This window comes from Mycobacterium sp., from assembly GCF_052145595.1.
In the GTDB taxonomy this organism is placed as follows: domain Bacteria; phylum Actinomycetota; class Actinomycetes; order Mycobacteriales; family Mycobacteriaceae; genus Mycobacterium.
Map to the genome: position 1 here is coordinate 1 of NZ_JBKQOI010000124.1, position 24,313 is coordinate 24,313.

At 65.8% G+C, this 24,313-nt stretch carries 24 protein-coding genes and 3 pseudogenes; 15 read left to right on the top strand and 12 right to left on the bottom strand.

The window, feature by feature from the left end; translation table 11 throughout:
* Window positions 1–342: 342 nt before the first annotated feature.
* A complete protein-coding gene (locus ACLP4W_RS10980; RefSeq protein WP_442386160.1) occupies window positions 343–612 on the top strand; it encodes a hypothetical protein in 270 nt (89 codons plus the stop codon).
* A gap of 70 nt (window positions 613–682) precedes the next feature.
* On the opposite strand, the gene ACLP4W_RS10985 is transcribed toward ACLP4W_RS10980, so the two are convergent.
* From ACLP4W_RS10985 to ACLP4W_RS10995, 3 genes are all read right to left on the bottom strand, one after another.
* Window positions 683–3,478: an AMP-binding protein gene (locus tag ACLP4W_RS10985; RefSeq protein WP_442386161.1), complete on the bottom strand. Its 2,796-nt coding sequence runs from the start codon at window positions 3,476–3,478 to the stop codon at window positions 683–685.
* Window positions 3,479–3,481: 3 nt separating this feature from the next.
* The gene (locus ACLP4W_RS10990; protein WP_442386162.1) at window positions 3,482–3,964 is read right to left on the bottom strand and encodes a flavodoxin family protein; all 483 of its coding nucleotides are present in this window, start codon (window positions 3,962–3,964) and stop codon (window positions 3,482–3,484) included.
* Window positions 3,965–4,087: 123 nt separating this feature from the next.
* Window positions 4,088–5,071, bottom strand: coding sequence for a GNAT family N-acetyltransferase (locus ACLP4W_RS10995; protein WP_442386163.1), 984 nt, complete (start codon window positions 5,069–5,071; stop codon window positions 4,088–4,090).
* Between the two features lie 310 nt (window positions 5,072–5,381).
* Between ACLP4W_RS10995 and ACLP4W_RS11000 the strand changes: the two are divergent.
* From ACLP4W_RS11000 to ACLP4W_RS11015, 4 genes and pseudogenes are all read left to right on the top strand, one after another.
* Window positions 5,382–5,643 (top strand): annotated as a pseudogene (locus ACLP4W_RS11000) (hypothetical protein).
* Window positions 5,644–5,801: 158 nt separating this feature from the next.
* A complete protein-coding gene (locus ACLP4W_RS11005; RefSeq protein ID WP_442386164.1) occupies window positions 5,802–7,652 on the top strand; it encodes an AMP-dependent synthetase/ligase in 1,851 nt (616 codons plus the stop codon).
* 43 nt (window positions 7,653–7,695) lie between these two features.
* Window positions 7,696–8,130, top strand: a complete 435-nt coding sequence (locus tag ACLP4W_RS11010) for a pyridoxamine 5'-phosphate oxidase family protein (protein WP_442386165.1) — start codon at window positions 7,696–7,698, stop codon at window positions 8,128–8,130.
* On the top strand, window positions 8,127–9,464 hold the full coding sequence (locus ACLP4W_RS11015; protein WP_442386166.1) for a nicotinate phosphoribosyltransferase: 1,338 nt from the start codon (window positions 8,127–8,129) through the stop codon (window positions 9,462–9,464). The genes ACLP4W_RS11010 and ACLP4W_RS11015 overlap by 4 nt, the downstream gene beginning before the upstream one ends.
* A 14-nt stretch (window positions 9,465–9,478) precedes the next feature.
* On the opposite strand, the gene ACLP4W_RS11020 is transcribed toward ACLP4W_RS11015, so the two are convergent.
* Window positions 9,479–9,601, bottom strand: a complete 123-nt coding sequence (locus tag ACLP4W_RS11020) for a hypothetical protein (protein ID WP_442386167.1) — start codon at window positions 9,599–9,601, stop codon at window positions 9,479–9,481.
* Window positions 9,602–9,669: 68 nt separating this feature from the next.
* On the opposite strand from ACLP4W_RS11020, the gene ACLP4W_RS11025 reads away from it, so the two are divergent.
* The 4 genes and pseudogenes from ACLP4W_RS11025 to ACLP4W_RS11040 form a co-directional block, all read left to right on the top strand.
* Window positions 9,670–10,839, top strand: a complete 1,170-nt coding sequence (locus tag ACLP4W_RS11025; protein ID WP_442386168.1) for a GAF domain-containing protein — start codon at window positions 9,670–9,672, stop codon at window positions 10,837–10,839.
* Between the two features lie 108 nt (window positions 10,840–10,947).
* Window positions 10,948–12,072 carry an Rv2629 family ribosome hibernation factor gene (locus ACLP4W_RS11030; protein ID WP_442386169.1) on the top strand — a complete coding sequence of 375 codons (1,125 nt, stop codon included), beginning with the start codon at window positions 10,948–10,950 and terminating at the stop codon, window positions 12,070–12,072.
* Window positions 12,073–12,175: 103 nt separating this feature from the next.
* Window positions 12,176–13,498: an alpha/beta family hydrolase gene (locus ACLP4W_RS11035; protein ID WP_442386170.1), complete on the top strand. Its 1,323-nt coding sequence runs from the start codon at window positions 12,176–12,178 to the stop codon at window positions 13,496–13,498.
* 16 nt (window positions 13,499–13,514) lie between these two features.
* Window positions 13,515–13,621: pseudogene (locus ACLP4W_RS11040) on the top strand (archease); the annotation flags it as partial.
* Window positions 13,622–13,782: 161 nt separating this feature from the next.
* On the opposite strand, the gene ACLP4W_RS11045 reads toward ACLP4W_RS11040, so the two are convergent.
* The 3 genes from ACLP4W_RS11045 to ACLP4W_RS11055 form a co-directional block, all read right to left on the bottom strand.
* Window positions 13,783–14,586 (bottom strand): ribosome hibernation promotion factor, encoded by an 804-nt coding sequence (locus ACLP4W_RS11045; RefSeq protein WP_442386171.1) that lies wholly within the window; start codon window positions 14,584–14,586, stop codon window positions 13,783–13,785.
* A gap of 91 nt (window positions 14,587–14,677) precedes the next feature.
* Complete coding sequence (locus ACLP4W_RS11050) at window positions 14,678–14,959, bottom strand: DUF1876 domain-containing protein (RefSeq protein ID WP_442386172.1); 282 nt, start codon at window positions 14,957–14,959, stop codon at window positions 14,678–14,680.
* Window positions 14,960–15,068: 109 nt separating this feature from the next.
* Complete coding sequence (locus ACLP4W_RS11055; RefSeq protein WP_442386173.1) at window positions 15,069–15,806, bottom strand: polysaccharide deacetylase family protein; 738 nt, start codon at window positions 15,804–15,806, stop codon at window positions 15,069–15,071.
* Window positions 15,807–16,019: 213 nt separating this feature from the next.
* Here ACLP4W_RS11055 and ACLP4W_RS11060 point away from each other — a divergent pair, with 213 nt between their 5' ends.
* Window positions 16,020–16,637 (top strand): TetR/AcrR family transcriptional regulator, encoded by a 618-nt coding sequence (locus ACLP4W_RS11060; RefSeq protein ID WP_442386192.1) that lies wholly within the window; start codon window positions 16,020–16,022, stop codon window positions 16,635–16,637.
* Here ACLP4W_RS11060 and ACLP4W_RS11065 read toward each other — a convergent pair.
* From ACLP4W_RS11065 to ACLP4W_RS11080, 4 genes and pseudogenes are all read right to left on the bottom strand, one after another.
* Complete coding sequence (locus ACLP4W_RS11065) at window positions 16,625–17,857, bottom strand: lyase family protein (protein WP_442386174.1); 1,233 nt, start codon at window positions 17,855–17,857, stop codon at window positions 16,625–16,627. The genes ACLP4W_RS11060 and ACLP4W_RS11065 overlap by 13 nt on opposite strands.
* Window positions 17,854–18,405 carry a protocatechuate 3,4-dioxygenase subunit alpha gene (pcaG, locus tag ACLP4W_RS11070; RefSeq protein WP_442386175.1) on the bottom strand — a complete coding sequence of 184 codons (552 nt, stop codon included), beginning with the start codon at window positions 18,403–18,405 and terminating at the stop codon, window positions 17,854–17,856. Before pcaG ends, ACLP4W_RS11065 begins: the two co-directional genes overlap by 4 nt.
* The gene (gene pcaH, locus ACLP4W_RS11075) at window positions 18,398–19,168 is read right to left on the bottom strand and encodes a protocatechuate 3,4-dioxygenase subunit beta (RefSeq protein ID WP_442386176.1); all 771 of its coding nucleotides are present in this window, start codon (window positions 19,166–19,168) and stop codon (window positions 18,398–18,400) included. Before pcaH ends, pcaG begins: the two co-directional genes overlap by 8 nt.
* Before the next feature lie 59 nt (window positions 19,169–19,227).
* A pseudogene (locus tag ACLP4W_RS11080) lies at window positions 19,228–19,560 on the bottom strand (hemerythrin domain-containing protein); the annotation flags it as partial.
* Window positions 19,561–19,864: 304 nt separating this feature from the next.
* Between ACLP4W_RS11080 and ACLP4W_RS11085 the strand changes: the two are divergent.
* From ACLP4W_RS11085 to ACLP4W_RS11105, 5 genes are read left to right on the top strand one after another with little or no spacing between them, the layout of a single operon-like run.
* Window positions 19,865–21,160, top strand: a complete 1,296-nt coding sequence (locus tag ACLP4W_RS11085) for an aromatic ring-hydroxylating dioxygenase subunit alpha (protein ID WP_442386177.1) — start codon at window positions 19,865–19,867, stop codon at window positions 21,158–21,160.
* Window positions 21,157–21,714 (top strand): 3-phenylpropionate/cinnamic acid dioxygenase subunit beta, encoded by a 558-nt coding sequence (locus tag ACLP4W_RS11090; RefSeq protein ID WP_442386178.1) that lies wholly within the window; start codon window positions 21,157–21,159, stop codon window positions 21,712–21,714. Before ACLP4W_RS11085 ends, ACLP4W_RS11090 begins: the two co-directional genes overlap by 4 nt.
* A complete protein-coding gene (locus tag ACLP4W_RS11095) occupies window positions 21,711–21,989 on the top strand; it encodes a dihydrodiol dehydrogenase (RefSeq protein ID WP_442386179.1) in 279 nt (92 codons plus the stop codon). Before ACLP4W_RS11090 ends, ACLP4W_RS11095 begins: the two co-directional genes overlap by 4 nt.
* Window positions 21,973–22,767 (top strand): 3-(cis-5,6-dihydroxycyclohexa-1,3-dien-1-yl)propanoate dehydrogenase, encoded by a 795-nt coding sequence (gene hcaB / locus ACLP4W_RS11100; RefSeq protein ID WP_442386180.1) that lies wholly within the window; start codon window positions 21,973–21,975, stop codon window positions 22,765–22,767. The genes ACLP4W_RS11095 and hcaB overlap by 17 nt, the downstream gene beginning before the upstream one ends.
* Window positions 22,764–23,495, top strand: coding sequence for a class II aldolase/adducin family protein (locus ACLP4W_RS11105; protein ID WP_442386181.1), 732 nt, complete (start codon window positions 22,764–22,766; stop codon window positions 23,493–23,495). Before hcaB ends, ACLP4W_RS11105 begins: the two co-directional genes overlap by 4 nt.
* Here ACLP4W_RS11105 and ACLP4W_RS11110 read toward each other — a convergent pair.
* Window positions 23,483–24,280 carry an IclR family transcriptional regulator gene (locus ACLP4W_RS11110; protein ID WP_442386182.1) on the bottom strand — a complete coding sequence of 266 codons (798 nt, stop codon included), beginning with the start codon at window positions 24,278–24,280 and terminating at the stop codon, window positions 23,483–23,485. The two genes, ACLP4W_RS11105 and ACLP4W_RS11110, sit on opposite strands and share 13 nt — an antisense overlap.
* Window positions 24,281–24,313 lie beyond the last annotated feature (33 nt).

The following is a 24,313-nucleotide window of genomic DNA, read 5'->3' on the forward strand; positions in this document are numbered from 1 at the left end:
GGCCGGTGTGCATGAGTGGTCTGACGGCGCTGCCGACAACGGGTGCATTCCAGGAAAAAGCGCCCGGTCGTTGGCCGTCATCGCCGGCAGGTATTGCCATGGCGGCACGCTAACACCTGATCGATTCGGCGCGTTAGGGACTTACGTCCCGGCGGAAGGTCGCGAAAGTCCTTGACTAGCAAGTATAGATCATCGACGCCCATCTGGGACAAATGATCGGGCGAGGAAGGACTTTAGGCACTCGTGTCGGTGGCGTGGAGATCATAGCGTTTGGTTCGGCATGAGCTGCCGTCCCGCTGCGACACGATTTGCAGCGTCAGATCATATTTGAGGAGATTGATAATGCCACAGACACCGGAAAAGAGCGAGTCACGCTGGGCCGAACTGTCTGACGAGGTGCTCGAATCGGTCGAGGCAAGCCGTAAGCAGGCCATCGACGCCGTCCGCAAGTTCGTCGATCAGGTGAGTGGAGACCTCCCCGATGAGGCGCGGCGCAAGAACGTCATCGACGCCGCCCTGGACTTAACTGAGGAGTTGGTTACCGGGCGGATCGAGTTCTTCCGCAGCGTGGTGCGAAGCGCCGGCCAGGCGGTAGGTGGCAAACGGTCGTAACGGCTCAATGATCCAAGGCCGATGGCCGAACGGTTGCCCGCGGGGCACCCGCCCGGCCATCGGTCATTTGTCATTCGACGTCCGGCTCCCCCGAAAGGTCTAGGACGGCGTTCCGCACGGCGTGCTGCAGTTCGACTGCCGCAGCCCAGTCGGTGCCCGAAGGCCGGATCGGCTCACCAACCGCGATGTCGACGGCTCCCCGTCGCGGAAAATGGTGCTCTGGCCGCAATATTGTCCGCGTGCCGCGGATAGCCACCGGGACGACGGGCACGCGGGTTTCGGCAGCCACCACGAATGCGCCCATGTGGAACGGCCGCAACCCGGGGGCACGCGCCAGTCGGCCTTCGGGGAAGATGACGAGCGACTGCCCGGCTCGTACCAGGGCAGCCAGCCGGTCGGCGTCAGCCACGCCGAGCTCGCGCTCGTGGCGTTCGACGAACTGGTGGCCGAGCCGCCTGAGCACGAATCCTTTGAGCCCTTGATGCTCAAGCACTTCAGCGGCCACGAAGTGAAACGACTGAGGCATTACCGAGGCCAGCACCAGCGGGTCGATCCAGCTGGGATGGTTGGCCACCGCGATGGAGGTCCCTGCTGGGAGGCGGTCGAGGCCATGCACGGTGACCGGTGTTCCGGTAAGGCGAGCCAGCAGTCGGACCGCCCCCCGGGCCACCCACCACCGCCATTGCGGTCGCGGTAGCAGCACCAGCAAGACCGCAACCGACAACCCAAGGACCGCGTACACCACCCACGTGTAGGCCGCGAACGCCACCGCGCCCGCCGCGCGACGAGCACGGCGCAGCGACGGTGCTGCGCCGCGGAGGCGAAGGCGGGCCAACTCCCACCACACCGCACGCGGTCGCACGCCGATCTTCCCGGCCTGGTAGATCGCCTGGCTGGCGGCCCGCCGGATCTTGCCGCTCGAGGTCTTCAGCACAGTGCGCGGTGGTGCCAAGACCACGTCGTCGAGGGCCAGGCCCAGCAGATCCACTGCGGTGGCCGCGATTTCGGAGCGCAAAGCGGCACGGGCGTCGTCTCCGGTCGCTCGGGTCTCGGCCATGATGACGAGTCGCTCGGCGCCCCCCGACGGGTCGGGAGAGGCGAACACCGCCACACATCCCTTGCGAACACCTTTGAGGTTGCCGACCGCCTCTTCGAGCTCCGCTGGGTGCAGGTTGCGGCCGGCCCGGATGATCACGTCCTTGACCCGACCGGTGACGTATAGGTCCGCGTCGGCCAGGTAGCCCAGGTCGCCCGTGTCGAGCCAATCGTCGTGAAACAGGGAACGCGTCGCCGGTGCGTTGTTGAAATAGCCGGCGGTTGCCGACGGACCGCGGAATTCGATGCGACCTTCACGGCGGTCGCCCAGCTCGTTACCGGCGGCGTCGACAACCCGGATCTCGTGGCCCGGCAGGGGTTGGCCGGAAGCGACGAATCGGAGGTCGGGCTCACCAGGTTTCGCCGGCTCAGCCCGTCCGGAACGCACGAATGCGTCTCGGCGGATTCGGTCGATCAGCGGACCCCGGCCCAACGGTGGGAAAGCCAGGCCCACCGAGGACTCGGCCAGCCCGTACACCGGGGTCATCGCCTCCCGTCGAAACCCGTACGGGGCGAAGCGATCACCGAACCGCTCGATCGTCGCAGCGCTCACCGGCTCAGCGCCGTTGTAAGCCAGCCGCCACGAGCTCAGGTCGAGTCCTTCGATCTCGGCGTCGCGGACCTTGGTGAGGCAGAGTTCGTAGGCGAAGTTCGGGCCGGCCGACATGGTTGCCCGGTTGGCGTGGATCGCCCAGAGCCATCGTGACGGGCGGATCAGGAACGACTGCGGGCTCATCACCACCAGCGGGACACCGAAATACATGCAGCCGAGCCACGCACCAATCAAACCCATGTCGTGATACAGCGGCAGCCAACTGACGAACGTGTCGGACCCGGATGCCGCCGCCGCCCGACCCATTACCCGGATGTTGGCGAGCAGGTTCCGGTGGGTGAGCGCGACGCCTTTGGGCTGCCCGGTGCTGCCCGAGGTGTACTGCACCAGCGCGAGGTCGTCGGCCCGCGGCCGCGCAAGGACGTCTTCGCTTGCGCCCGTGAGGGATTCGGGTACGACGACGTGACGCAGGCTTTCGACGTTCGCGCGCAGCAGGTGGCCGAGGGTAACGGCCTCGGGCACGGTGACGAGCATGGTGGCGCCGGCGTTCGTGAGGATGCCGGTCGTGCGACGCAGGTGGTCCGCCAGCTGGGAAGGCCGGGCCGGTGGGTAGACCGGAACGGGCACGGCGCCGGCGAGGAGCACACCGGCGAAGGTGACGAAATACGCCCGGCAGGTGGGCAACATGATGGCGACCGTCTCGCCGGGCATGACGTCGTGCGCGAGCAAGCCGGCCGCTACCGCAGCCGCCTCCCGGCGCAACGCGGCATAGGTCACGTCGATAGGGCCAACGGCATCGTCGAGGATGCGGATGTGGGTTCGGTCCGGGGTCGCGCTGACATGCCAGTTGAAGACGTCGTTCAGGGTCAGCGCCGTGTCTGGCGCCACAGTGCCCGGCGCGGTCGCCGGAAGTGAAACCATGCCCCGGTCCGCCACGCGGTCCTGAGCCACGGCGAGATGACCGCGAGCTAGGGCCGGTTGGAGGGCAGCTACCAAGTCGCGCGGCGTCTCCGCACTGGCCAGGATGTGGGGCGGCAGCGCCACGCCGAATTTGTCCTGGACGCGCAGCAACAGTTCGGCCAGCTCAAGACTGCCGACTCCCAGTTTGTCGAAAGGGCTGTCAAGCGTTACCGAGGACGGCGCAGCATGCGGGTGAACCTCGGAGACGAGCCCGCGCACCAGTGCCAGGACTGCCGGGGCGCTTTGTTGGCCGGCCATGTCTCATGACGCAGCCTGGGAGTGCTCGACTCGTTCGCGAATACGTGCGGCGAAAGCCGCAGCCCGGTCGAGATCGTGGTCGTTGGGCCGGCCCCTGTTTATCCCGCCGACGAACCCGAACGGCCCCACCGTGTCGAAGCCGCGGCAGGAAAACGAACCGAGCACCTCAAAGCCCTTCGATTCGAGTTGTTTCCGAACCGGTTTGTTGTAGTCCAACAGCGGAACCTCCCGGGCGCCGCTGGTGTAAAAGCTAAACGCGCGGACGCCGTCGACACGCTCCAGGCGACGAATCAAGTCCCGCAGCCTCGCGTCCACCGCCATGTAATAGATTCCGGAACCGAAGCCGACGAGGTCGTACTGGCGGAGAGTTTCGGGGTCGACCGACTCGGGTTCTACGACCTCGCCACCAAGCACCTCGGCCATCCGATCGGCGACGCGGCGGGTGTTGCCGTGCGATTTCGAAACGCACACGATGAGCGGCTTCATGGCTGGGCTCCTTGGACGAGGTACGGACGGGTCAATGCTGCGTGCACACCTGACCTTCCGGTAAGGGCGCAAAGGCACCAACACCCGGGGGAATTGGTCACTTCGGGCTCCCTTTCGGTCGCCTCAGTCGAACGCGTGGATCACCTGGCGGGCCACCTGCTGGATCTTGCGGCGCGTGCGGTGATCGAGGGGTAGGTCATCGAGGCCCGGAATCTGCCCCGTCGTGGTGACCACACCGGGTTCCTCCGGCTCCCAGTGGGCGTCCACCTTGTCCCCCAGCGCGCGCGCGGTCGGATTGTCGGCAAGCACCCGGGCATGGAAGCGCTCGATGCCATCGACGCGTGCCGCGACCGCCAGCGCGCCGAGCAGCAGCGTCCCGATCCCGCGTTGCTGGTAGGCGTCCGCCACGGTGAGCGCAACCTCTGCCGAAGCGGGGTCGTCTTCGTCACGGATGAAGCGTGCGTCGGCGACGACCGGCCCGTCCGCACCGACCGTCACGACCCAGACGAAATGGTCGACGTAATCGACCTCGAACAGGTAGGCCAACCGTGCCTCGGTCGGCGCACCACCCTGGTAGCGCCGGTACAGAGTCTGGCGCGAGAACGAGCCGTTGCCCTTGAACCGTTCGGCGTCGCCGGGCAGGACGGGGCGCAACAACAGCCCTGCGCCGTGTTTGGCCGGCACCGGTATCGGGGCGATGTATGCGGCCAACCGCTGCCGCGCGGTGCGCACCATCCGGTCGGCGACGACCGGCATGGCCAGCATGCACTCGAACGCGTCGTTGTGTCCGACATAGCCGCACACGTCGTCCTTCGCGATCACCGTCGCCGTTCGGGGTTGGCTTCGCAGCAACGCGATTTCGCCGACGATCGTCCCTGGCACCAGCTCGATCGCCGCGACCTTTCCGCCCGGGCCGACATGGCTGATCTCGACTCGACCGGACGCGATGATCGCGAACGACAACGCCCGCTCACCCTGGCGCGTCAGGACCTTGCCGGCGGCCACCCGAAGCGGCTCCAGGCTGGCGGCCAATGCCTCAAGGTCCTGCGGCGGGACATCGGCGAAGACGGGCAGCGCCGCAAGGTCATCGGTGTTGACGACGCTCACGCCGGCCCGCTTTCGAGCCGGGCGTGCTGATCCGTTGATACAGCAGCCATCTCGCCAGTCCCCTGTATCGCCGCGCCCACGACGCCAGGCACCCAGCTATGCGCCGTCACCCCGATGTACGCTACGCGGCCGGCGCGGCCTTCGCCCGGGGAGTAGGTAGTTAACCGCTGTGACAAAGGACCCTTTCGGGCTGGGACTTCGGCAGCCCCGACGCGAGACCAAAGCATTCCCGTACTCGGGCTGTTGGCCGCTACGGCCCAGCCCTCGGCGGTGGTCGGATGGCGGTTGAGGCCAACCGGGGAGGAAGACGATGAAGTCAGCGACATGGCGGCATCATTGGCCCCAGCGCAGGTCGACGACGACGATCTATCAGTTGACCGATCGGCTGCACGACGGCCACACGGCCCGGGTACCCGCTCACCAGGTCACGGCCACGGTGTCCGCATGGCTCGCGGAATTGGGCACCCACAGCCCGTTGGTCGAGGATCTCGCGCGCGGTGGGGCGCGGCGATTGGCCGGCGGCGTATGCCCTGGCTGACTGCTTTTCCATTGAAGTGGCGGTCGCCAGCTGAGCACCGCTGCCGCCCCGGCTACGCGTCTTGAAGGGACGATTGCCGATCATGCGGGTGACTTTCGTCACTATCCCGGACCTACCCGACCGCAGCAGGATCGAAGAAATACCTGGTAACAAGGCCAACGGTATTCGATTAGGCACCAATGGATTAGCGAAATGAAAACATCACTCGCCTCGCCGGAGAGACCCGATTTCACCAAGATCGAGAATCGCGCGCCGTCGGTGGCACACATGTTCGTCGACCGCGTCGCCGCCACCCCGCACGCGGAGGCGTTTCGATATCCGCAGGACCACAGCTGGGAGAGTGTGACGTGGCAGCAGGTCGGTGAACGCGTCTCCAACATCGCCGGCGGACTGATCTCGCTCGGAATCGCCATGGAGGATCGAGTCGCGCTCGCGTCGGCCACGCGCTATGAGTGGGTGCTCGTCGATTTCGCCGTGATGTGCGCCGGCGCGGCGACTACCACCGTGTATCCGACGACCAACGCCGGCGATGTCGCGTACATCGTCGCCAATTCCGGAAGCCGGGTGGCGGTCGCCGAAAATCAGACCCAGGTCGACAAGCTGCTCGAGCACCGCGCCGAACTGCCCGAGGTGAGCAGGGTCGTGATCATCGACGGCAACGGCGACGGCGACTGGGTGATCACACTCGCCGAACTCGAGCAGCGGGGCAAGCAACTGCTCGCCGACTCGCCCAATGCCATCAAGGATCGTGTCGCCGCCATCGGTCCCGACCAGCTCGCCAGCCTCATCTACACCTCCGGCACCACCGGGCGGCCGAAGGGGGTGCGGCTGACCCACGGGGCTTGGACCTACACCGCGGCAGCCATCGACGCGCTGGGCATCCTCGGCCCCGACGACTTGAACTTCCTGTGGCTGCCCCTGGCACACGCGTTCGGCAAGGTGATGCTGGCGCTGCCGCTGCAGATCGGCTTCCCCACCGCGATCGACGGCCGCGTCGAGAAAATCGTGGACAACCTCGCGGCATTGCGTCCGACGATCATGGGTGCGGCCCCACGCATTTTCGAGAAGGCACATGCCCGCATCGAGGGGACGGTTGCCGAGCAGGGCATGCTCACCAAGAAGATGTTCGACTGGGCAATCGGGGTCGGCACCAAGATGTCCGAAACCCGGCAAGCCGGCAACAAGCCTTCGTTCGCGTCGTCGCTGGCCTACAAGGTAGCCGACCGGATGGTGTTCTCCACCATCCGGGAACTGTTCGGAGGCCGACTGCGGTTCTTCGTCTCCGCGGCCGCCGCCCTGGACCGTGAAGTTGCGCAGTGGTTCGACGCCGTCGGCATCGTCGTCCTCGAGGGCTACGGTTTGACCGAGACCGCCGCCGCGTCATTTATCAACCGCCCCAACGCATACCGGTTCGGAACGGTCGGCTGGCCATTCCCGGCCACCGACGTCAAGATCGCCGGCGACGGCGAAATCTTGCTCAAGGGGCCGGGTTTGATGACCTGCTCCCACGATCTTCCGGACGCCACCGCCGAGGCGCTCGACGAGGACGGTTGGTTCCACACCGGCGACATCGGTGATATCGACGTCGATGGCTTTTTGCGGATCAGCGACCGCAAGAAGGACATGTTCAAGACCTCGCAAGGCAAGTACGTGGCGCCGTCGGCGATCGATGCGAAATTCAAGGGCCTTTGCCCGTATGTGAGCGAGCTGCTGGTCTACGGGGAGGCCAAGCCATACTGCGTGGCGCTGGTCAGCCTCGACAGTGAAGCGATCACCGATTGGGCCGGCAAGAATGGTCTGGCGGGCAAGTCGTTCACCGAGATAGCGCGCGACGAGAGGACACAGGAGCTGATCGCCGGATACATCGATGCGCTGAACGTGGAACTGAATCGCTGGGAGCAGATCAAGCGATTCACGATCGCAGACCGCGAATTCTCCGTCGAATCCGGCGATCTGACGCCGAGCATGAAGCTTCGCCGCAAGGTGGTCATCGAGAAGTTCGCCGACCGCCTCTCGGCGCTCTACGAACAGTCGTCAGTGTGAAGGGCGGCGTCCCCGAAACGGGACCCACGCGGCAAGGATGGAAATGTCACTACACGACCAGCCGATCACCAACTTGTCCGATACGCAAAGCTGGGAGCTGCTGGCCGGTGTGGAGTTGGGCCGGCTGATCACCAACGTGGGAGGCCAGCCCGAGGTCTTCCCGGTCAACTTCGTCACCCAGCGTCAGACCATTCTTTTCCGCACGGCGGAGGGCACCAAGCTATCCAGCGTCGTGCTCAACCAGGACGTGGTTTTTGAAGCCGACCACCACGACTCGACGGAAGGCTGGAGTGTCATCGTCAAGGGTCGCGCCAATGTGCTGGACACCCGGGCCGAGATCGAAGAAGCCGAAGAGGCGAACCTGCGGCCGTGGATCCCGACGCTGAAGCTTCGCTTTGTGCGAGTCGTTCCGCGCGAAATCAGCGGCCGCCGATTCAAATTCGGTCCCGAACCCGACGTCGAGTCCAGCTTTTCGTGACGCGCCAATACTTTTCCGCGCTGTTCACCGACCTTTATGAGGTCACGATGGCGCAGGCCTATATGGCTGAGCGCATGTCGGGAACCGCGGTGTTCGAGACCATGTTTCGCAAGCTCCCCAAGGGCCGGTCCTATGTGATGGCCGCCGGCCTGTCAGATGTGCTCGACTTTCTCGAAACGTTTCAATTCCAGCCCGAGGACATTGACTACCTGCGGGGATTGCGCCTGTTTACCGAAGATTTCTTGCGGTCGTTCTCCGCGGTTCGGTTCACCGGAGACGTGTGGGCGGTGCCGGAAGGGACCGTGGTCTTTCCCAACGAGCCGATAGTGCAGGTGATCGCACCGATTCTGGAAGCCCAACTCGCCGAAACCTTCGTGGTGAACCAGATTCACCTGCAGAGCGTGATCGCGAGCAAGGCCGCCCGTGTGGTCGAAGCCGCGCGGGGACGAATGGTGGTGGATTTCGGAGCGCGGCGCGCGCACGGCACCGACGCGGCGCTCAAGGTCGCGCGGGCCGGCTACATCGCCGGAATTGCGGGCACATCCAACTTGCTTGCGGCCCGCGAGTACGGAATCCCCGCGTTCGGCACGATGGCTCACAGCTTCATTCAGGCCTTCGACAACGAGCTCGACGCATTTGACGCGTTCGCCCGGCTCTATCCGGGCACAACCTTGCTCGTCGATACCTACGACACGCTGCGCGGCGTCGATCATGTCATCGAACTCGCCCGACGTCGGGAACACCTCGACGTGGCAGCGATCCGGCTCGATTCCGGGGACCTGGGTGCGCTGTCGAAGGCGGCGCGCGCAAAGCTCGATGCGGCGGGCTTGAACCACGTCAAAATCTTCGCTTCGTCCGGTCTCGACGAGTACCGAATCGCCGCGCTGATGGATGATGCCTGCCCCATCGACACGTTCGCGGTGGGCACCAAACTTGTTGTGGCCCAGGATGCGCCCGCGCTCGACATGGCATACAAGCTCGTGGAGTACGACGGCACCGGACGGACCAAGTTCTCCAGCGACAAGGTGATCTATCCGGGCCGCAAGCAGGTGGTACGCCGGCTTGATGACGGGGTCTTCGCGGGCGACACGATCGGTAAGCACGACGAACAACTCGACGGCGAACCACTGCTGGTGCCCGTGATGAAAAATGGCCGGCGCCTCCCGCAACACGATGTGCAGGCGTCGCGAAACTGGGCACGCTGGCAGATCGATCGGCTTCCGCCTCAACTTCGTTCGCTTGAGGCCGACGCCCGGTCCTACCCTGTGGACGTCAGCCCGGGGGTCGCACGGGAGCTCGAAAGGCTACGCCGCGCTCAGCAATCGACGGGTTGACCGTTCGCCGCAGATCACGGCTGGACCGAGAACATCGTGACGGTGCCGGACCAGTAATCGCCAAGGTAGAGGCGGTCGCCATCGGCGCTCAACGCCAACGCTTCCGGATGGCCGCCGACGTCGATGGTTTCGGTCACGCACCGGTCCAGGGCTCAAGGTTGCTCGTGGTGGTAATCAAAGTGCGCGCGTGCGAAGATTTCACACTGTGAGCCAGGGCGGGCAAGGAGATGAGCCAGGGCTGCAGGGCATGCTCGGGCGCCTCCACCTGCACGAATTGCTCACCGAGGTCCGCGACCGGGTTGCCGAAATTGTCCAGATCCGCGATCGCCTGGACCGGCTGATCGAGGCGATGCTGATCGTCGCCGCAGGCCTGGACATCGACGAGACCTTTCGGCGGATCGTTCGCACCTCCGTCGAGCTCACGGGCGCCCGATACGGTGCACTGGGCGTGCGCGGACCGGGAAATGCGCTGGCCGAACTCGTTTATGAGGGCATCGACGAAGCCACCCGGGCCCGGATCGGCGGCATGCCCCACGGTGCCGGCGTGCTGGGGTTGTTCTTCGGCGACCCCCGCCCGCTTCGCCTGGAGGACATATCCGCCCATCCCGCGTTTGCGGGATTTCCGCCACACCATCCCCCGATGCGAACATTTCTCGGGGTTCCGATTGTGCTCAGGGACGGTGAGGTGTTCGGGATCATCTATATGGCCGATAAAGCCGACAACGCGACCTTCACCGAGGACGACGAGGTGATGATGCAGGCGCTTGCGGCGGCGGCGGCCATCGCGATCGAGAACGCGCGGCTATTCGAGCAGACACGCGCTCGGCAGGCCTGGTTGGAGGCCACCCGCGCGGTGTCGATGGCCCTGCTGGCCGGCACCGAAATGGGCCAGGTGCAGCGGTTGATCGTCGATCGCGTGCGTGGGCTGGTCCGTAGTGAGTGGTCGTTGTTGGCCGTACCACCGCAACCCGCCGCGGTCGAAGACGTCGACCGGCTGGTCGTCGGCGCCGTCGGCGGGACACCCCCTGCGCCGATCAAGCCGGGGCTGGTCATCCAAGCCGACCACTCACCGGTGTGGGTTGCATTTCACGACCGCGTCACCCTCAATCTCCGGGAGCTGGGCCTTACCGCTGACGCCGTCGACCCCGGCCCGGCGATCGTGGCGCCCCTGCTTGACGCCAACGTGATCGCCGGAGCGCTGGTCGTAGGACGGACAAGCCACGGGGCCGCATTCACCGAGGATGAACGCGAACTGGTCGCCGGTTACGCCGATCACGCGGCGGTCGCCCTGCAGTACTCAACAACCCGGCGACGGATTCTCGAGCTTGAGCACCGCGAAAGAACCGGAGGCCCAGCGGCCCAGACCGCGCCGTGACCTATGGCCCGCATCTGGGGGCTAACGACTCTCGCGCAGCCTCGGTCGTCCTTCATACGTTGGGCGAACAGGTGGCACATGCACAGGCACACAGCAAAGAGGGATGGCATGCGATCGGAACGCCTCAGGCGGCTGACAAAAGCAGAAGGTCCTTTTGCGTCGGTCTACTTCGACGACTCACACGACACCGCAGATGCCGTCGAGCAACTCGAAGCGAAATGGCACGATATCCGCAAGCAACTCGAGACAGGGGGCGCGGGCGGGGACCTCATTGGCAAGCTCGAGGAAGCCGTGTTGCACCATCGACCGGCCGTGGGTCGGCGCGGCCGCGCGGTGATCGCCACGAGCGAACAGGTGCTGATCAACGAGCAGCTGGTCAGCCCACCACCGGTTACGGTGGTTCGCCTATCGGATTACCCGTACATCGTGCCGTTGATCGAGCTCGAGATGCAGCGACCGACTTACGTGTTTGCCGCGGTTGACCACGCCGGCGCCGACGTCACGCTGTACCGGGGGGGCGCCATCAATTCCACCAGCATCGAGGGCGCCGGGTACCCGGTGCACAAACCGGTCACCGCCGGCTGGAACGGCTACGGCGACTTCCAGCACACGACCGAGGAAGCCATCCGCATGAACTGCCGTGCGGTCGCCGACCATCTCACCCACCTGGTGGACGAAGCGGATCCCGAGGTGGTTTTCCTGTGCGGCGAGGTTCGTTCGCGCACGGATGTGGTTTGCGAATTGCCGGAGCGGGTGGCCCAGCGGGTGTCGCAATTACACGCCGGCACACGCAAGAGCGGCATCGATTCCGAAGAGGTCCGCCAGCTGACGGCCGCGGAGTTCACTCGGCGCCACGGCATCGAGGTGACCCACATCGCTGAGCGGTTTGAAGCGGAAATCGGGCGCGGCTCGGGGTTGGCGGCCGAAGGGCTCGCCGCCGTATGCGCGGCGCTGCGGGACGGCGACGTCGACACGCTGATCGTCGGCGAGCTGGGCGACACCACCGTCGTCACCGGCAAAGCCCTTACCAGGGTCGCGCCCGATGCCGACGTGCTGTCCGAATTCGGCGAGCCGGTGGAACGCGTGGCAAGGGCCGACGAGGCGTTGCCGTTCACCGCCATCGCGGTCGGTGCCTCATTGGTTCGGGCCGACAACCGGGTCGCACCCGCGGACGGGGTCGGTGCGTTGCTGCGATACGTCGCGACCGACCGACTCGCCGGCCAACAATCCTAGGGTTGGGCCAATCACTATCGGTAGCGCTTTTCGGGAACTTCGTCGGCTGGTTAAAGGACTTGTGGCCATACCGGTGGGCCGCAACGGCATCCAGACTCGAGTGATGAGGCAGTTCAATGACCGTGCCGACGCCGGACGGCAATTGGCGTCACGCATGGAGTATTTGCGCGGTCGAGATGTGGTGGTGCTCGGCCTGCCGCGAGGCGGAGTTCCGGTGGCGTTCGAGGTCGCCAAGGCGCTGGGAGCCCCCCTCGATGTGCTCCTGGTACGCAAGCTCGGAGTGCCGTTTCACCCGGAGCTTGCCTTCGGTGCGATCGGCAATGGCGGCGTGCGGGTAATCAGCGAAGCCGTGGTCCGCGAGGTGGGACTCAGCGGCCGGGAAATCGCCGCGGTCGAGAGCAAGGAGCGAGCGGAGCTGCAACGCCGGGCCGAACGCTTCCGCGGTGATCATCGCCCGATTCCGTTGCAGGGCCGAATCGCCGTGATCGTCGACGACGGCATCGCGACTGGAGCCACCGCGCAGGCCGCCTGCCGGGTGGCTCGCGCCGAGGGGGCCGCCAAAGTGGTATTGGCGATTCCTATCGGGGCCACCGACACCGCCGAACAGTTCGCCCAGTACGCCGACGAGGTGGTGGTCCTGCACACGCCGGTGCCCTATTTCGCCGTCGGCCAGGGGTACCACGACTTTGCGCAGACCTCAGACGACGAGGTGGTGGCCCTGCTCGAGCGCGCCCGCAGCGGTTTTCGTGCCGTTGCGAGCCCCGGTGCCGGCGATCCGCCGCTGCGCGACGAGGAGATCCGGGTGACCGCCGGGCGGGTCTCGGTGGCCGGGCATCTGACCATTCCCGAGCGTCCGAAGGCGGTCGTCGTATTCGCGCACGGCAGTGGAAGTAGCAGACACAGCCCGCGCAATCGCTATATCGCCGAGGTCCTCAACAAGGCCGGCTTCGCCACCGTGCTCTTCGACTTGTTGACGCCCGATGAAGAACGCGACCGCGCCAACGTCTTCGACATCGCATTGCTGGCAAGCCGATTGGTCGACGTCACGAGCTGGCTGGCCGGCCAACCCGACACGGCGTCATTGCCGGTCGGTTACTTCGGTGCCAGTACCGGCGCGGGAGCGGCCCTGGCTGCGGCCGCACATCCCGGTGTCAAGGTGGCGGCCGTGGTATCCCGCGGCGGGCGACCCGATCTTGCGGGCCCGGCACTGCGTGAGGTGCAAGCCCCGACCCTGTTGATAGTGGGTGGACGCGACGAGATGGTCCTCAAGCTGAACCGGCAGGCGCAGGCGGCGATCCCCGCCCAGTGCGAGGTCACCGTCGTCCCCGGCGCCACCCACCTTTTCGAGGAACCGGGAACGCTTGAGCAGGTCGCTGTGCTGGCGCGCGACTGGTTCGTCGGCCACCTGGCTCCCCCGGAGCACTAGAAAACCACGAAAAGCCATGGCGGACAGCGGTTCAGGACACCGGACTGTGCCGCACACGGCGGAATTGCGTATCGAGGCCCGGGCACCGACCCTGACGGCTGCATCCGGGAGGCGGTGCTGGGCAGACCTCGCCCGTAAAGTCGCTCGCCTCGTTCCGTTGGGGTGCGTCAAAGGATGAGGCAGGGATGAGTCAGCGGCTGAAGTTGGGAGCGGCGGTCCCGGACGGGGGGATGTTCCGGGACCGCCGCAGCATTCAAGTTGAGCCCGCCGGCGTGACGCGGCGCTCAGCTAGCCGGGGCGATGAGCCCGTAATGGCCGTCGTAGCGGTGATATAACACGCTGCCACGGTCTCGGGCCGTATCGACGAAGAACAGGAACGGCAGCCCAAGCAGGCCGATCCGCTCGATTGCCTGGTCCACGGTCAGCCGCGGTGCCGGCTGCGGGCTGATGGTCAGGGGCAGCTCGAACGGCGCCAAGTTGTCTGCCGATTCCGGATCGACCTGCGCGAGGCGGTATGCGGCGGGCCCTTCGCGGTAAAGCACGCTGTCCTGCTTCGTGCCCTCCTCGGTGAAAAGGTGGAAGTCGTAGTCGAGCAGCTCCATCTCCAGCGCGGCCTCTTCGACGGTGCAGGTCGGCAGGCTGTATGACTTGTGCCGCATGATGCGGCGTTCGCCCTCGGGCCTGGGGAAGTACGTCGGCCGGTCGGTGGGCTCGGATTGGTGCCGCCATTCGTGCGGACCAACCCGAGGCATGCCGCCTCGTTTGGCTTCCCAGTGTTGGGCGCTGCGTTCCAGCCGATGACGCAGCCGCGCCTCGAGTCGATCGATCGCATCCCGCGCGGTGACGCTTTCGACCTGCGCGCGGACCAGCCGGCCGTTGACGTCCAGGTTCGCCTGTGCGATCACCCGGCGGGCCACCGCCGGATCGCCATGCTCGCTCAACCTGACATGTGCGCGCAGTACCGGTTCGTGGGTGAGTCGACCGAGCTCGCCGATCTTTGTCCGCGCGTAGTCCTCGGCACCGGGCAGCTGCCCATGCGTCGTCACTTCGACGTCGAAAACGGCTGGTAAATCGGATCTCTGACTCATGATTCGTTGCTACGCTCTCCCAAATCGTTGCTGTAGGGCCGAAGGTCACCGCGACCGCGGTCCACGGTCGCACATCCCACACGGGCCGTGTTCAGTGGTGCAGACCCGTCACCGGCTCGTGGGTACTGGTTTGGATGTCGGTCGATGTCAAAGCGAACAGCTGATTCGCCAGATCGGACAACGCCCGGGCGATGGCAAGTTCGTCGCCGATCCGGGCCACCGGCTCGTCAGCCGGATCGAGCCGCGCCAAACCGATACCGACCAGCTTTTTGCCGGCCCAGGACAGTCGCGCCTTGGCCCGGGTCCGCTCTTCGTGCTCTTCGATCAGCACATCGACCTGGCAAGTCTTGGTGCCGTCACCCTTGCCCGTCATCGCCAGTCTCCCGTCTCGCCATCTGATTTGCCCGAGTAGATGCGACCATCACCGGACGGGCGCGGAGTAGGGGCGGAAGTCCCGAGTCGCGGGGTCGTTTGTCCGAATGTCAGGTGAAGACGTCCCTGAGGGTGACGGTCTGCAGATTGCGGCTGTGGACGAGATCCAGCAGTTGCCCGTAACAGTGCGTGATGGTGGGCAGGTTGGCGTGCATGAGCACGATCTGGCCCGGTTGAAACGAGTTCGCCGCGCGGGCTACCAGGCCGTTTTCGTTTTCGGGCGCCGAGTCGCCGACGTCCGCGCTCCACATGGTGATGAAGGTGTACCCCTGGTCGGCGGCTATCCGGTCGACGTCGGCATTGTGGGCGCCAAAGGGCGGACGGAAAAACGGCGTGCCGTCGGAACCGTAGGTGTTTCTCAGGAAATCGGCGTTGCGACGGATCTGATCGGCTACCTCGCCGGGCGCCATGCGGGTGAGGCGTGGGTGCGACCACGTATGGTTCCCCATTCCAATCTGCCCGGAGTCCACCAAGGGCCGCAGCGCCGGTGCATTGACCGACCACGACGAGTTGGCGCCGTTGACGAAGAAGGTGAGCCGGGTGCCGCTGTCTTGGGCGAATTGCGCGAAGGCGGCCACGACCGCGGTGCTGGCACCGTCGTCGACGGTGAGCGCTATCCGGTTGCCCTCCCCGGGCAGGCGCGTGATCGTTACCGGCGGCACCGCGACCGGACCCGACGGGATGTTCCACCGGACGGAGGATGCGCCGACCACCGGAGCCCGCACGATGGCCGCCAGTACGCCCCCGGCAACGGCGCACAACATCGCGCGCCGATCGATGTACGGCATGCAACCATTGTCACCCCGCGGCCTCGTGTGCCCCAGACAAGTTGCGACGAAACGAATTCCGACAGACTGTCGACCATTCAACAAATTCGTCGATAAATAAACCGTCGATCTTAATCGACAATATTGTTGGTTTTAATCAACAATTTCGTTGACATATATCGACGTGTCCATAAAGTAACTCACGTGTCCGACCGCTCAACGCAGGCCGAATACATGCACGCCACTCGAAGCCGCCGTTCGTCGCACCACTCGGGTGACGAGCGCGAGCAAGCGATCCTGGCCACCGCCGAGCGGCTCCTGCGGGAGCGGCCGCTGGCCGACTTCTCCGTCGACGACCTGGCAAAAGGCGCAGGCATCTCCCGGCCCACCTTCTACTTCTACTTCCAGTCGAAGAACGCGGTGTTGTTGTCGCTGCTTGACCAGATGAACAGCAAGGCAAGCGCGGCGCTTCGTGCGCTCGGCGGCAACCTGTCCGGCGACCCAGCGACGCTCTGGCGGGCGCGCATCGAGGCGTTCTTCCAGGTGTCGGGATCTCAACGGGCGGTCGCCGTGGCCGGAGCCGCGGCGAAGGCCACCAACCCCGAGGTCCGGCAGCTGTGGTCGGCGCTCATGCAGAGGTGGATCTCCTATACGACGGCGGCGATCAAGGCGGAGCGCAGGCGGGGCGCGGCCCCCGACACCGTCCCGTCCGAGGATTTGTCCGTCGCGTTGAACATGTTGAGCGAACGGATGATGGCTGCGACGTTCACCGCCGAGGAGCCGGCGATTCCCGAAGACCGGGTGATCGACACGCTGGTGCACATCTGGCTGGCCAGCATTTACGACCGCTGACTCTTGAGTATCCGCTCGGCACGATCCAGGCTCTCATCGATCAATCGGTCGACCGCACCGAAGTAGGTTGCCGACGGCGCCCTGCCCGCCAGGTCGGCGATCGCTCGCTGTTCGCCTAAAACATCTGCGGCACCAAGGTTTTTGGCCATCCGCGCGGAATGTACCTGCAACCCGGCCAGCAGCTCGCCGCACTGGGAGCCCGCGACCAAGGTCCGCCGCGCCAAGGTGCGCAGCGTGTCCCATTCGGCGTGCCATGAGCCGTCGGGACGTTCGTCGTTGGCCAGCGCGGCGGCGGTGTGCAGGGTCGCCGCCAGTTGCGGCGCCGACATGGCGGCTCGGCGGATCAAGACGGACAACACGGGATTGCGCTTCTGCGGCATCGAGGACGATCCGCCTCGTTTTCCGGTGGCCGGCTCGCTCAGTTCGGCGATCTCCGGACGAGCCAGGGTGACGACGTCCGAGGCGATCCGGCCCCAGCAGTCGGTGCACCCGACGAAGGCGTCCGCGGCCGCGGTGACCGGTGTCCGGGTCGTGTGCCACGGCGGCCGGACCCGCAAACCCAAAGCGGTTGCGGTGTCACGCACTAGGTGATCCGAGACCTTCGCCGGGTCGGCCGCTTCGGTGAGCAGCATCGCCATTTCCGTGGTCGCGGCCCATGTCCCGACGGCGCCACCGATCTGGATCGGGGTGGCGAGCCCGTCCAGCCGCTCGAAGGCGTCGGCGACTCCGTTCAACCAGCCGGCCGCCTTGGCGCCGAACGTGGTGGGCGCCGCGTGCTGGGTGAGGGTACGGGCCACCATTGACGTCCCCCGGTGGGCCGCGGCAAGCGCGGACAGCGTTAAAACCTGTTCGGCGAGAAGCGATATGAGCCGATTTACGACGGCGCGCACGGCCAGCATCAGGCTGGTGTCGAGAACGTCTTGGCTGGTCAGTCCCCGATGGATCCACGGTGCGACCGCCGGGACGGCCCGTTGGCGCAGCAGTTCGACCAGGCCGATGATCGGGTTGCCGCCGTCTTCCGCGGTGATCGCCAGCGATTCACAGTCGTTGTCTTGCAGCAGGCCCGACAGGTCCGCACCGGCACACTCCGGGGGCGCCAGGCCGGCCGCGGTCAGGGCGCCCAGCCACGCGGACTCCACCGCGACCATCGACCGCAGCAGCGCCTGATCAGTCATGTGCTCGCCGGCCCGATGGTCGCCCGGCCACAACAGATTGGTCATCGGTACGCCAGGAACACGGTCTCGCTCGGGCCCTGCAGGTGGATGTCGAAACGATATCCCGCACGGCCGCTTTCGGCGATGCACAGCAACGTCGCCCGCCGCCCGGCATCGACGACGGCCAACAGTGGATCGGCGTCCGGGTCAGCGTCAGGCAGGTAGGCGCGGGTGAACAGCCGGTTCAACAGCCCCCTCGCGAAGACGGCGATGGCGAAGAACGGCGGACGACCGGCGCTCGCCGAACCGGGTGCCACCGTGCTGAAGCCGTAATGCCCTTGCGCGTCGGTCGCACACCTGCCCCATCCGGTGAACACCGTACCGTCGCGAAGCAGCGAGCCGGCCCGTCGCGGTATGCGGCCGGCGGTGTCCGGCTGCCAGAGTTCGACCAGTGCATCCGGAACCCCGGCACCGGCACCGTCGTAAACCGTGCCGCACAACCGGACTGCCTGGGGATGACCATCACCGGCCAAATCGCTGTCTCCCGGATACGGCAATCCGAGACCGAAGAACGGCCCGATCGTTTGTCCTGGCGTACAAGCTGATTCACTCATGCTCGCCTTCGGTCCAGGTTCGGCGGCTGCCGCAGACCACGATGTCGAAGCGGTAGCCCGTCGCGTACTCCGGCTGGGTGAGGTCATGCTCGTAGCGGGCGATCAACCGTTGCCGCGCGGCCGGGTCGAGGATCGATTGGAAAATCGGATCCAGATCAAACAAGGGGTCACCCGGAAAGTACAGCAGGGTGACCAGGCGTTGCGTGAAAGCCGTTCCAAAAACCGAGAAGTGGATGTGCGCCGGGCGCCATGCGTTGTGATGATTACGCCACGGATAGGGGCCGGGCTTGATGGACAGGAAGCGGTATGAACCGTCCGGCCCGGTCAGGCAACGGCCGGCACCGGTGAAGTTCGGATCCAGCGGGGCCCGGTGCTGGTCGCGCTGGTGACGGTAGCGACCTGCGGCGTTGGCCTGCCAGATCTCGATCAGCTGGCCCGCCACCGGCCCGCCCGACTCGTCGAGGACCCGCCCGGTCACGATGATGCGCTCACCGATCGGTTCGCCCGGATGGCCGGCCGTCAGGTCAGCGTCGCGGGGGTCGACGTCCTGGTGGCCGAAGCACGGCGCGCACCGTTCGACTTCCTCGGGATCAACAACCAGCAGAGGCTGTTTCGGATGGCGCAGGATGCTGCTGCGGTAAGGCGGGTAGTCGAGCCGCGGCTGCGCTTCTCGCGCAACGCCACCCGTGCGCCGGTACTCGGATGCGATGCCGGCAATCTCCGCCGTGATGTCGTCCTGGAAGGCGACACGCTCGGCGTTCATGAGCCGTGACGCTACTCTCGATCGCCCGCCTAACCCCGCAAGTCGCGTGGCGCGATCGACTACAGAGCGCGTACCAGCGCCGCCCGGCCCTTGGTGCGCATTCTGTGTAGCGCGGAGCCGCGGTATTGGTCCATTTTGGCGGCCATCTTGTTGCCCAGCTCCTCGAGCTCGGTGTCGGTGATCTTCACCTCGGGGGGTGCGGGGATCAGGTCGCGCTCCTCTTCGTCGGCGTGGGCCTCCAGCACGGTCTTGAAGGAGTTCCACTCGTCCTCGTAGCCGGGCGCGCTCTGCGGGGTCTTGAGCAGCAGGGAAAGCTGGTCAACCACCTGGCGATGTTCCGCGTGGGCGATCGCGATCAGCTTGCTGGCCTCCTTCAGGGCCGGGTAGTACAGCACCGCGGCCGAATTGGCGATCCCCCTGGTTAATTCGGGCTCACAAGCGAACTCGGCCCGACGTGCTCACCGTAGCCTCGCCCCCTGGATCCTCCTTGTCAGCCAGCTGTGAATTTCCACAAAGCGTTTTGTAAGAACCTGTACGGCGACTCGGTCCGAGGCGATTGACGAGTGCCTCGAAGTGCGGGATTCTGGCTAGCGGAAGGTATTTCTGTAAAGCAGATGCCGCTGGGAGACTTGTGAGGTCCGGGTGACAAATCATCGCGAACTTTTGGACCCCCTTTTTGAGAGTGTCCGGCGGGGGATGATCCCCGCCCACATCTACAACGACGGGGAACTGTTCGCGATGGAGCGGAAGCGTCTGTTCAGCCGGGCGTGGACGTTCGTGGCCCACGAGTCGGAGATCCCGCAGGAAGGCGACTATGTCGTGCGCCGGGTCCTCGACGATTCGTTCATCATCGCCCGCGATTCAAGTGGTCATGTACGCGCCTTATTTAATATGTGCCTGCACCGCGGAATGCAGGTGTGTCGCGCGGAGATGGGCAACGCCTCCAACTTCCGCTGCCCGTACCACGGCTGGTCTTACCGCAACGACGGCCGGCTCACCGGGCTGCCGTTTCACCGGGAGGCCTATGGCGGCGACGAGGGGTTCGCCAAGAACGGCCAGACCCTGCTGCCTGCACCGAATTTCGCGAGCTATAACGGTCTGCTGTTCATCAGCATGGACCCGGCCGCCGAACCACTCGAGGATTTCCTCGGCGACTTCAGGTTCTACCTGGACTTCTACACCAAGCAGAGCGCCGGCGGCCTGGAAGTGCGGGGGCCGCAGCGCTGGCGGATCAAGGCGAACTGGAAGATCGGCGCCGAAAACTTCGCCGGCGACATGTACCACACGCCTCACACGCATGCCTCGATCGTCGACATCGGCCTGTTCCGCGAGCCGAAAGCGCAAAAGCGCAAGGACGGCGCCACCTACTGGGCACACCGCGGCGGCGGCACCACCTACAAACTTCCGCCGGGCAACTTCGACGAGCGAATGCGCTACGTCGGCTACCCCGATGAGATGATCGGCCGGATCAAAGACGTCTGGACGCCCCGCCAGCAGCGAGTGGTCGGCGAGGACGGGTTCATGATCTCGGCGGCCACCTGCTTTCCGAACCTGAGCTTTGTGCACAACTGGCCCAAAGTGCGCGACGGTGACAGCGATGCCGTGCTGCCGTTCATCTCGATCCGGCTGTGGCAGCCGATCAGTGAAAACGAAACCGAGGTCTGCTCGTGGTTCGCAGTGGATTCGGCCGCTCCCCCGAGCTACAAACAAGACTCGTACAAGGCGTATTTGATGTGCTTCGGTTCGACGGGCATGTTCGAACAAGACGACGTGGAGAACTGGGTGTCGCTGACCACCACCGCCGGCGGTTCGATGGCGCGGCGACTGCTGTTGAACAGCCGGATGGGTTTGCTCTCCGACGACCGCCCGGTCGTCGAGGCGCTGCCCGCCGAGTCGTTCCATGGGCCGGGACGCGCTCAGGTCGGCTACAACGAGTACAACCAGCGTGCGTTGCTCAACTTGTGGGCCGACTACCTCGAGGTCAAGTCATGACAAAGTCATTGCCGTCACTGCCATCACTGCCATTTAACGACATGCGGCACCTGCAGGCGCATCAGTTCCTGGTGGACGAGGCCTACCTGCTGGATGCCCAGCAGTATGAGGCGTGGCTGGATATGTTGACCGACGACGTCCGCTACGTCATGCCGGTCCGGGTCACGACGGCACGCGGCGCCGGCTTCGACACCTCATCGGGAACAGGGCCGGGAATGGCCCACTTCGACGAGGACAGGTACTCGCTGGGCCAGCGGGTGGCGCGGATGGGCACCGAGCACGCATGGGCCGAGGATCCGCCGTCGCGGCTGCGTCACTTCATCACCAACGTACGCACATTCGAGTGCGACGACCCAGACGATAGGGCGCATCTGTTGGTTGAATCGGCCGAGCTGCTCTTCCGCAGCAGGGGAGACGTCAACGAGAGCGCGTTGGTGTCCTGCGGCCGCGAGGACCTGCTGCGGTGGTGTGACGATCGCTGGAAGCTGGCCCGCCGCAGGATCTTTGTCGACGAGTCGGTACTGCGGATGCAAAACCTGGCGGTGTTCCTGTGAGCAGCGAACTGGAGCGGTTACTGGAGGGCGCCGTAGGCGAACCCCTCACGATCGCAAACGAATTCACCGAGGTCGTGGTGCGCCGGGTGGACACCCGCAACGGATCGCGGCTGCTGATCAGCGCGCCCAAAACCGGGCGCTGGATCAGCCTGGATGCACTCGAGGTCGAGGCGCTGACTCGCCAGAACACCCGTACGCTAACGGCCATGGTCGGCAATCCCGATGCGCCGCTGTTGCCCGACGAACCCGAGGAGGACGATGACCGGCTGGCTTGATGGCAAGCGCGCATTGGTCGTCGGCGCCGGTTCGGGGATCGGCCGCGCGGTGGTGAACGCATTTCGCACCGAAGGCGCCAAAGTTTCTGTGCTGGAACGTGATTCCGGCAAGTGCGAACGGTTGCGACAGGAGTTGCCCGACGTCCCGGTGAGCGAAGGCGACGCCATCACCCGCGAGGCCAACGACCGCGCCGTCGCCGCCGCGGTGGATGCCTTCGGCGGGCTGGACACCCTGGTCAACTGCGTCGGAATCTTCGATTTCTACCAGGGCATCGGCGACATCGATGCCGGCGACCTTACTTCCGCGTTCGACGAAATGTTCCGGACCAACGTGCTGAGCCACCTGCAGTCCGTCAAAGCGGCCCTCCCCGCGTTGCGGACCACCACCGGCTCGTCGATCGTGTTGACCGAGTCCACATCGTCGTACTACCCCGTACGCGGCGGCGCGCTGTACGTGTCGTCGAAGTTCGCCGTTCGCGGGCTGGTGGCAACGTTGGCTCACGAACTCGCACCTCAGATTCGGGTAAACGGGGTGGCGCCGGGCGGCACGCTCAACACCGACCTGCGCGGCCTCGCCAGCTTGGGGCTCGACGGCGTCCGCCTCGACGACACCCCCGACCGGGCGCGCGACATGGCGGCGCGTACCCCACTCAACGTCGCGCTGACCGGCGAGGACCACGCCTGGAGTTTCGTGTTCCTGGCGTCGAACCGGTCCCGCGGCATCACCGGCGAAACCGTCCACCCCGATGGCGGATTTGGGCTAGACGCACCGCGATGACCGACCCGCTGGACGAGCGACGCGCCCTGGTGGCGCAGGGCTGCCGGGTGGCTGCGGCCCGCGGCCTGGTCGACGGCATCCTCGGTCACCTGAGCCTGCGCGTCGACGACGAGCGCCTGCTCATCCGCTGCCGAAGCGGCACCGAGACGGGGGTGGCGTTCACCCGCCCCAGCGACATCCGGCTCATCAAGTTCGATGGAAGCGCGGGCGCCGGCGGCGAACTCGACGGCTACCGCGTCCCCAACGAATTGCCCATCCACGTCGAAACCATGCTGGCCCATTCGGGGCACCGGGCCGTCGCGCATCTGCACCCGCCGTCCGTCGTCGCCGCGGATCTCGCCGGCATACAGATCCGACCGATCTACGGGGCCTACGACATTCCCGGAGCGTGGCTCGCGCGCGGCGGCGTGCCCGTCTACGACCGCACCGTGCTGATCCGAAACTCGGCGCTGGGCAAGGAAATGGTGGCGGCGATGCGCGGTGGGCCGGTGGTGATTCTGCGCGGACACGGGATCACCAGCGCCGCCGCCACGGTTCAGCAGGCGGTGCTGCAGGCGATCAGCCTCGACGCATTGGCGTCAATGTCGTTGCGGGTGCGCGAATCCGGCGGAACGCTGCGCGACATCGGCGACGCCGACTGGGACGACCTGCCGGACCTAGGGCCGGGCTTCAACACCGACGCGGCCTGGCGACACGAAGTCGCCCGGTTGGGTCCTCAACCGAGCTGATCCCCAATCTCCTCGGCCGCCTTGGTAAGTGCGGCGGCCACCGATGAGTACTTAGAGCTGTCAAGCCGGTTCTGTGGGGCCGCGGCGTTGAGCGCAAGCCGCAGGCCCGGGGCTCGGGTCGGGATCGATACCGCAACCGAGGCGACGCCTTCCTCGCTCTCCTCGCGATTGATGGCGTAGCCCCGCTCGCGGATGCGAGACAGCTCCGCCTCCAGTTCGGTGCGGCTGGCGACCGAGTGAGAGGTAATGCGCTGCAACCGCTCGTCGGGCAGCAGCTGACGCAATTCCGGCTGCGATAACTGGGCCAGCATGACCTTGCCCGTCGAGGTGCAATGCGCCGGCATCGTTCGTCCCAGCCGGGAAGCCACCCGGACCGCGGCCGGACCCTCGACCGCGGCGACGAAACGGACGTTGGCGCCGTCGAGCATCCCGACGTGAATCGATTCCCGCAGCTGTTCGCTGAGGTTGCGCATGATCGGCGTGGCGGATCGCTGAATGTCGATGCGGCCGAAGATCGCAAACGCCACACCGGTCAACGAGGGACCGGGCAGGTACGCCTTGGACACCGGGTCTTGCCGGACGAAACCCCGGTAGGCCAGCATCGCCAACAGCCGGTGCGCGGTCGACGGTGCCACACCCAGATAGCGGGTTGCCTCACTCAACCGGATCTGAGGCTGCTCGCCCAACAACAGCAGCAGCTTCAACGCATTGTCGACCGACTCGATCGGATACTGCGGTGCAAGCGAATCGGCGGCCGGCTCTTCTGCTTTCGGCTGCCTCCTCATGACAATGACCGTACCCCCGGACACCGCGCGGGT

Coding starts and splice junctions, on each gene's coding strand:
- ACLP4W_RS11045 (WP_442386171.1), bottom strand. CDS start 14,586: ATGAGTCAGAGATCCGATTTACCAGCCGTTTTCGACGTCGAAGTGACG.
- ACLP4W_RS10985 (WP_442386161.1), bottom strand. CDS start 3,478: ATGGCCGGCCAACAAAGCGCCCCGGCAGTCCTGGCACTGGTGCGCGGG.
- ACLP4W_RS10990 (WP_442386162.1), bottom strand. CDS start 3,964: ATGAAGCCGCTCATCGTGTGCGTTTCGAAATCGCACGGCAACACCCGC.
- pcaG (WP_442386175.1), bottom strand. CDS start 18,405: ATGAGTGAATCAGCTTGTACGCCAGGACAAACGATCGGGCCGTTCTTC.
- ACLP4W_RS10980 (WP_442386160.1), top strand. CDS start 343: ATGCCACAGACACCGGAAAAGAGCGAGTCACGCTGGGCCGAACTGTCT.
- ACLP4W_RS11010 (WP_442386165.1), top strand. CDS start 7,696: ATGTCACTACACGACCAGCCGATCACCAACTTGTCCGATACGCAAAGC.
- ACLP4W_RS11105 (WP_442386181.1), top strand. CDS start 22,764: ATGACCGACCCGCTGGACGAGCGACGCGCCCTGGTGGCGCAGGGCTGC.
- ACLP4W_RS11055 (WP_442386173.1), bottom strand. CDS start 15,806: ATGCCGTACATCGATCGGCGCGCGATGTTGTGCGCCGTTGCCGGGGGC.
- ACLP4W_RS11050 (WP_442386172.1), bottom strand. CDS start 14,959: ATGACGGGCAAGGGTGACGGCACCAAGACTTGCCAGGTCGATGTGCTG.
- ACLP4W_RS11060 (WP_442386192.1), top strand. CDS start 16,020: ATGCACGCCACTCGAAGCCGCCGTTCGTCGCACCACTCGGGTGACGAG.
- ACLP4W_RS11005 (WP_442386164.1), top strand. CDS start 5,802: ATGAAAACATCACTCGCCTCGCCGGAGAGACCCGATTTCACCAAGATC.
- hcaB (WP_442386180.1), top strand. CDS start 21,973: ATGACCGGCTGGCTTGATGGCAAGCGCGCATTGGTCGTCGGCGCCGGT.
- ACLP4W_RS11090 (WP_442386178.1), top strand. CDS start 21,157: ATGACAAAGTCATTGCCGTCACTGCCATCACTGCCATTTAACGACATG.
- ACLP4W_RS11085 (WP_442386177.1), top strand. CDS start 19,865: ATGATCCCCGCCCACATCTACAACGACGGGGAACTGTTCGCGATGGAG.
- ACLP4W_RS11065 (WP_442386174.1), bottom strand. CDS start 17,857: ATGACCAATCTGTTGTGGCCGGGCGACCATCGGGCCGGCGAGCACATG.
- ACLP4W_RS11030 (WP_442386169.1), top strand. CDS start 10,948: ATGCGATCGGAACGCCTCAGGCGGCTGACAAAAGCAGAAGGTCCTTTT.
- pcaH (WP_442386176.1), bottom strand. CDS start 19,168: ATGAACGCCGAGCGTGTCGCCTTCCAGGACGACATCACGGCGGAGATT.
- ACLP4W_RS11035 (WP_442386170.1), top strand. CDS start 12,176: ATGAGGCAGTTCAATGACCGTGCCGACGCCGGACGGCAATTGGCGTCA.
- ACLP4W_RS11110 (WP_442386182.1), bottom strand. CDS start 24,280: ATGAGGAGGCAGCCGAAAGCAGAAGAGCCGGCCGCCGATTCGCTTGCA.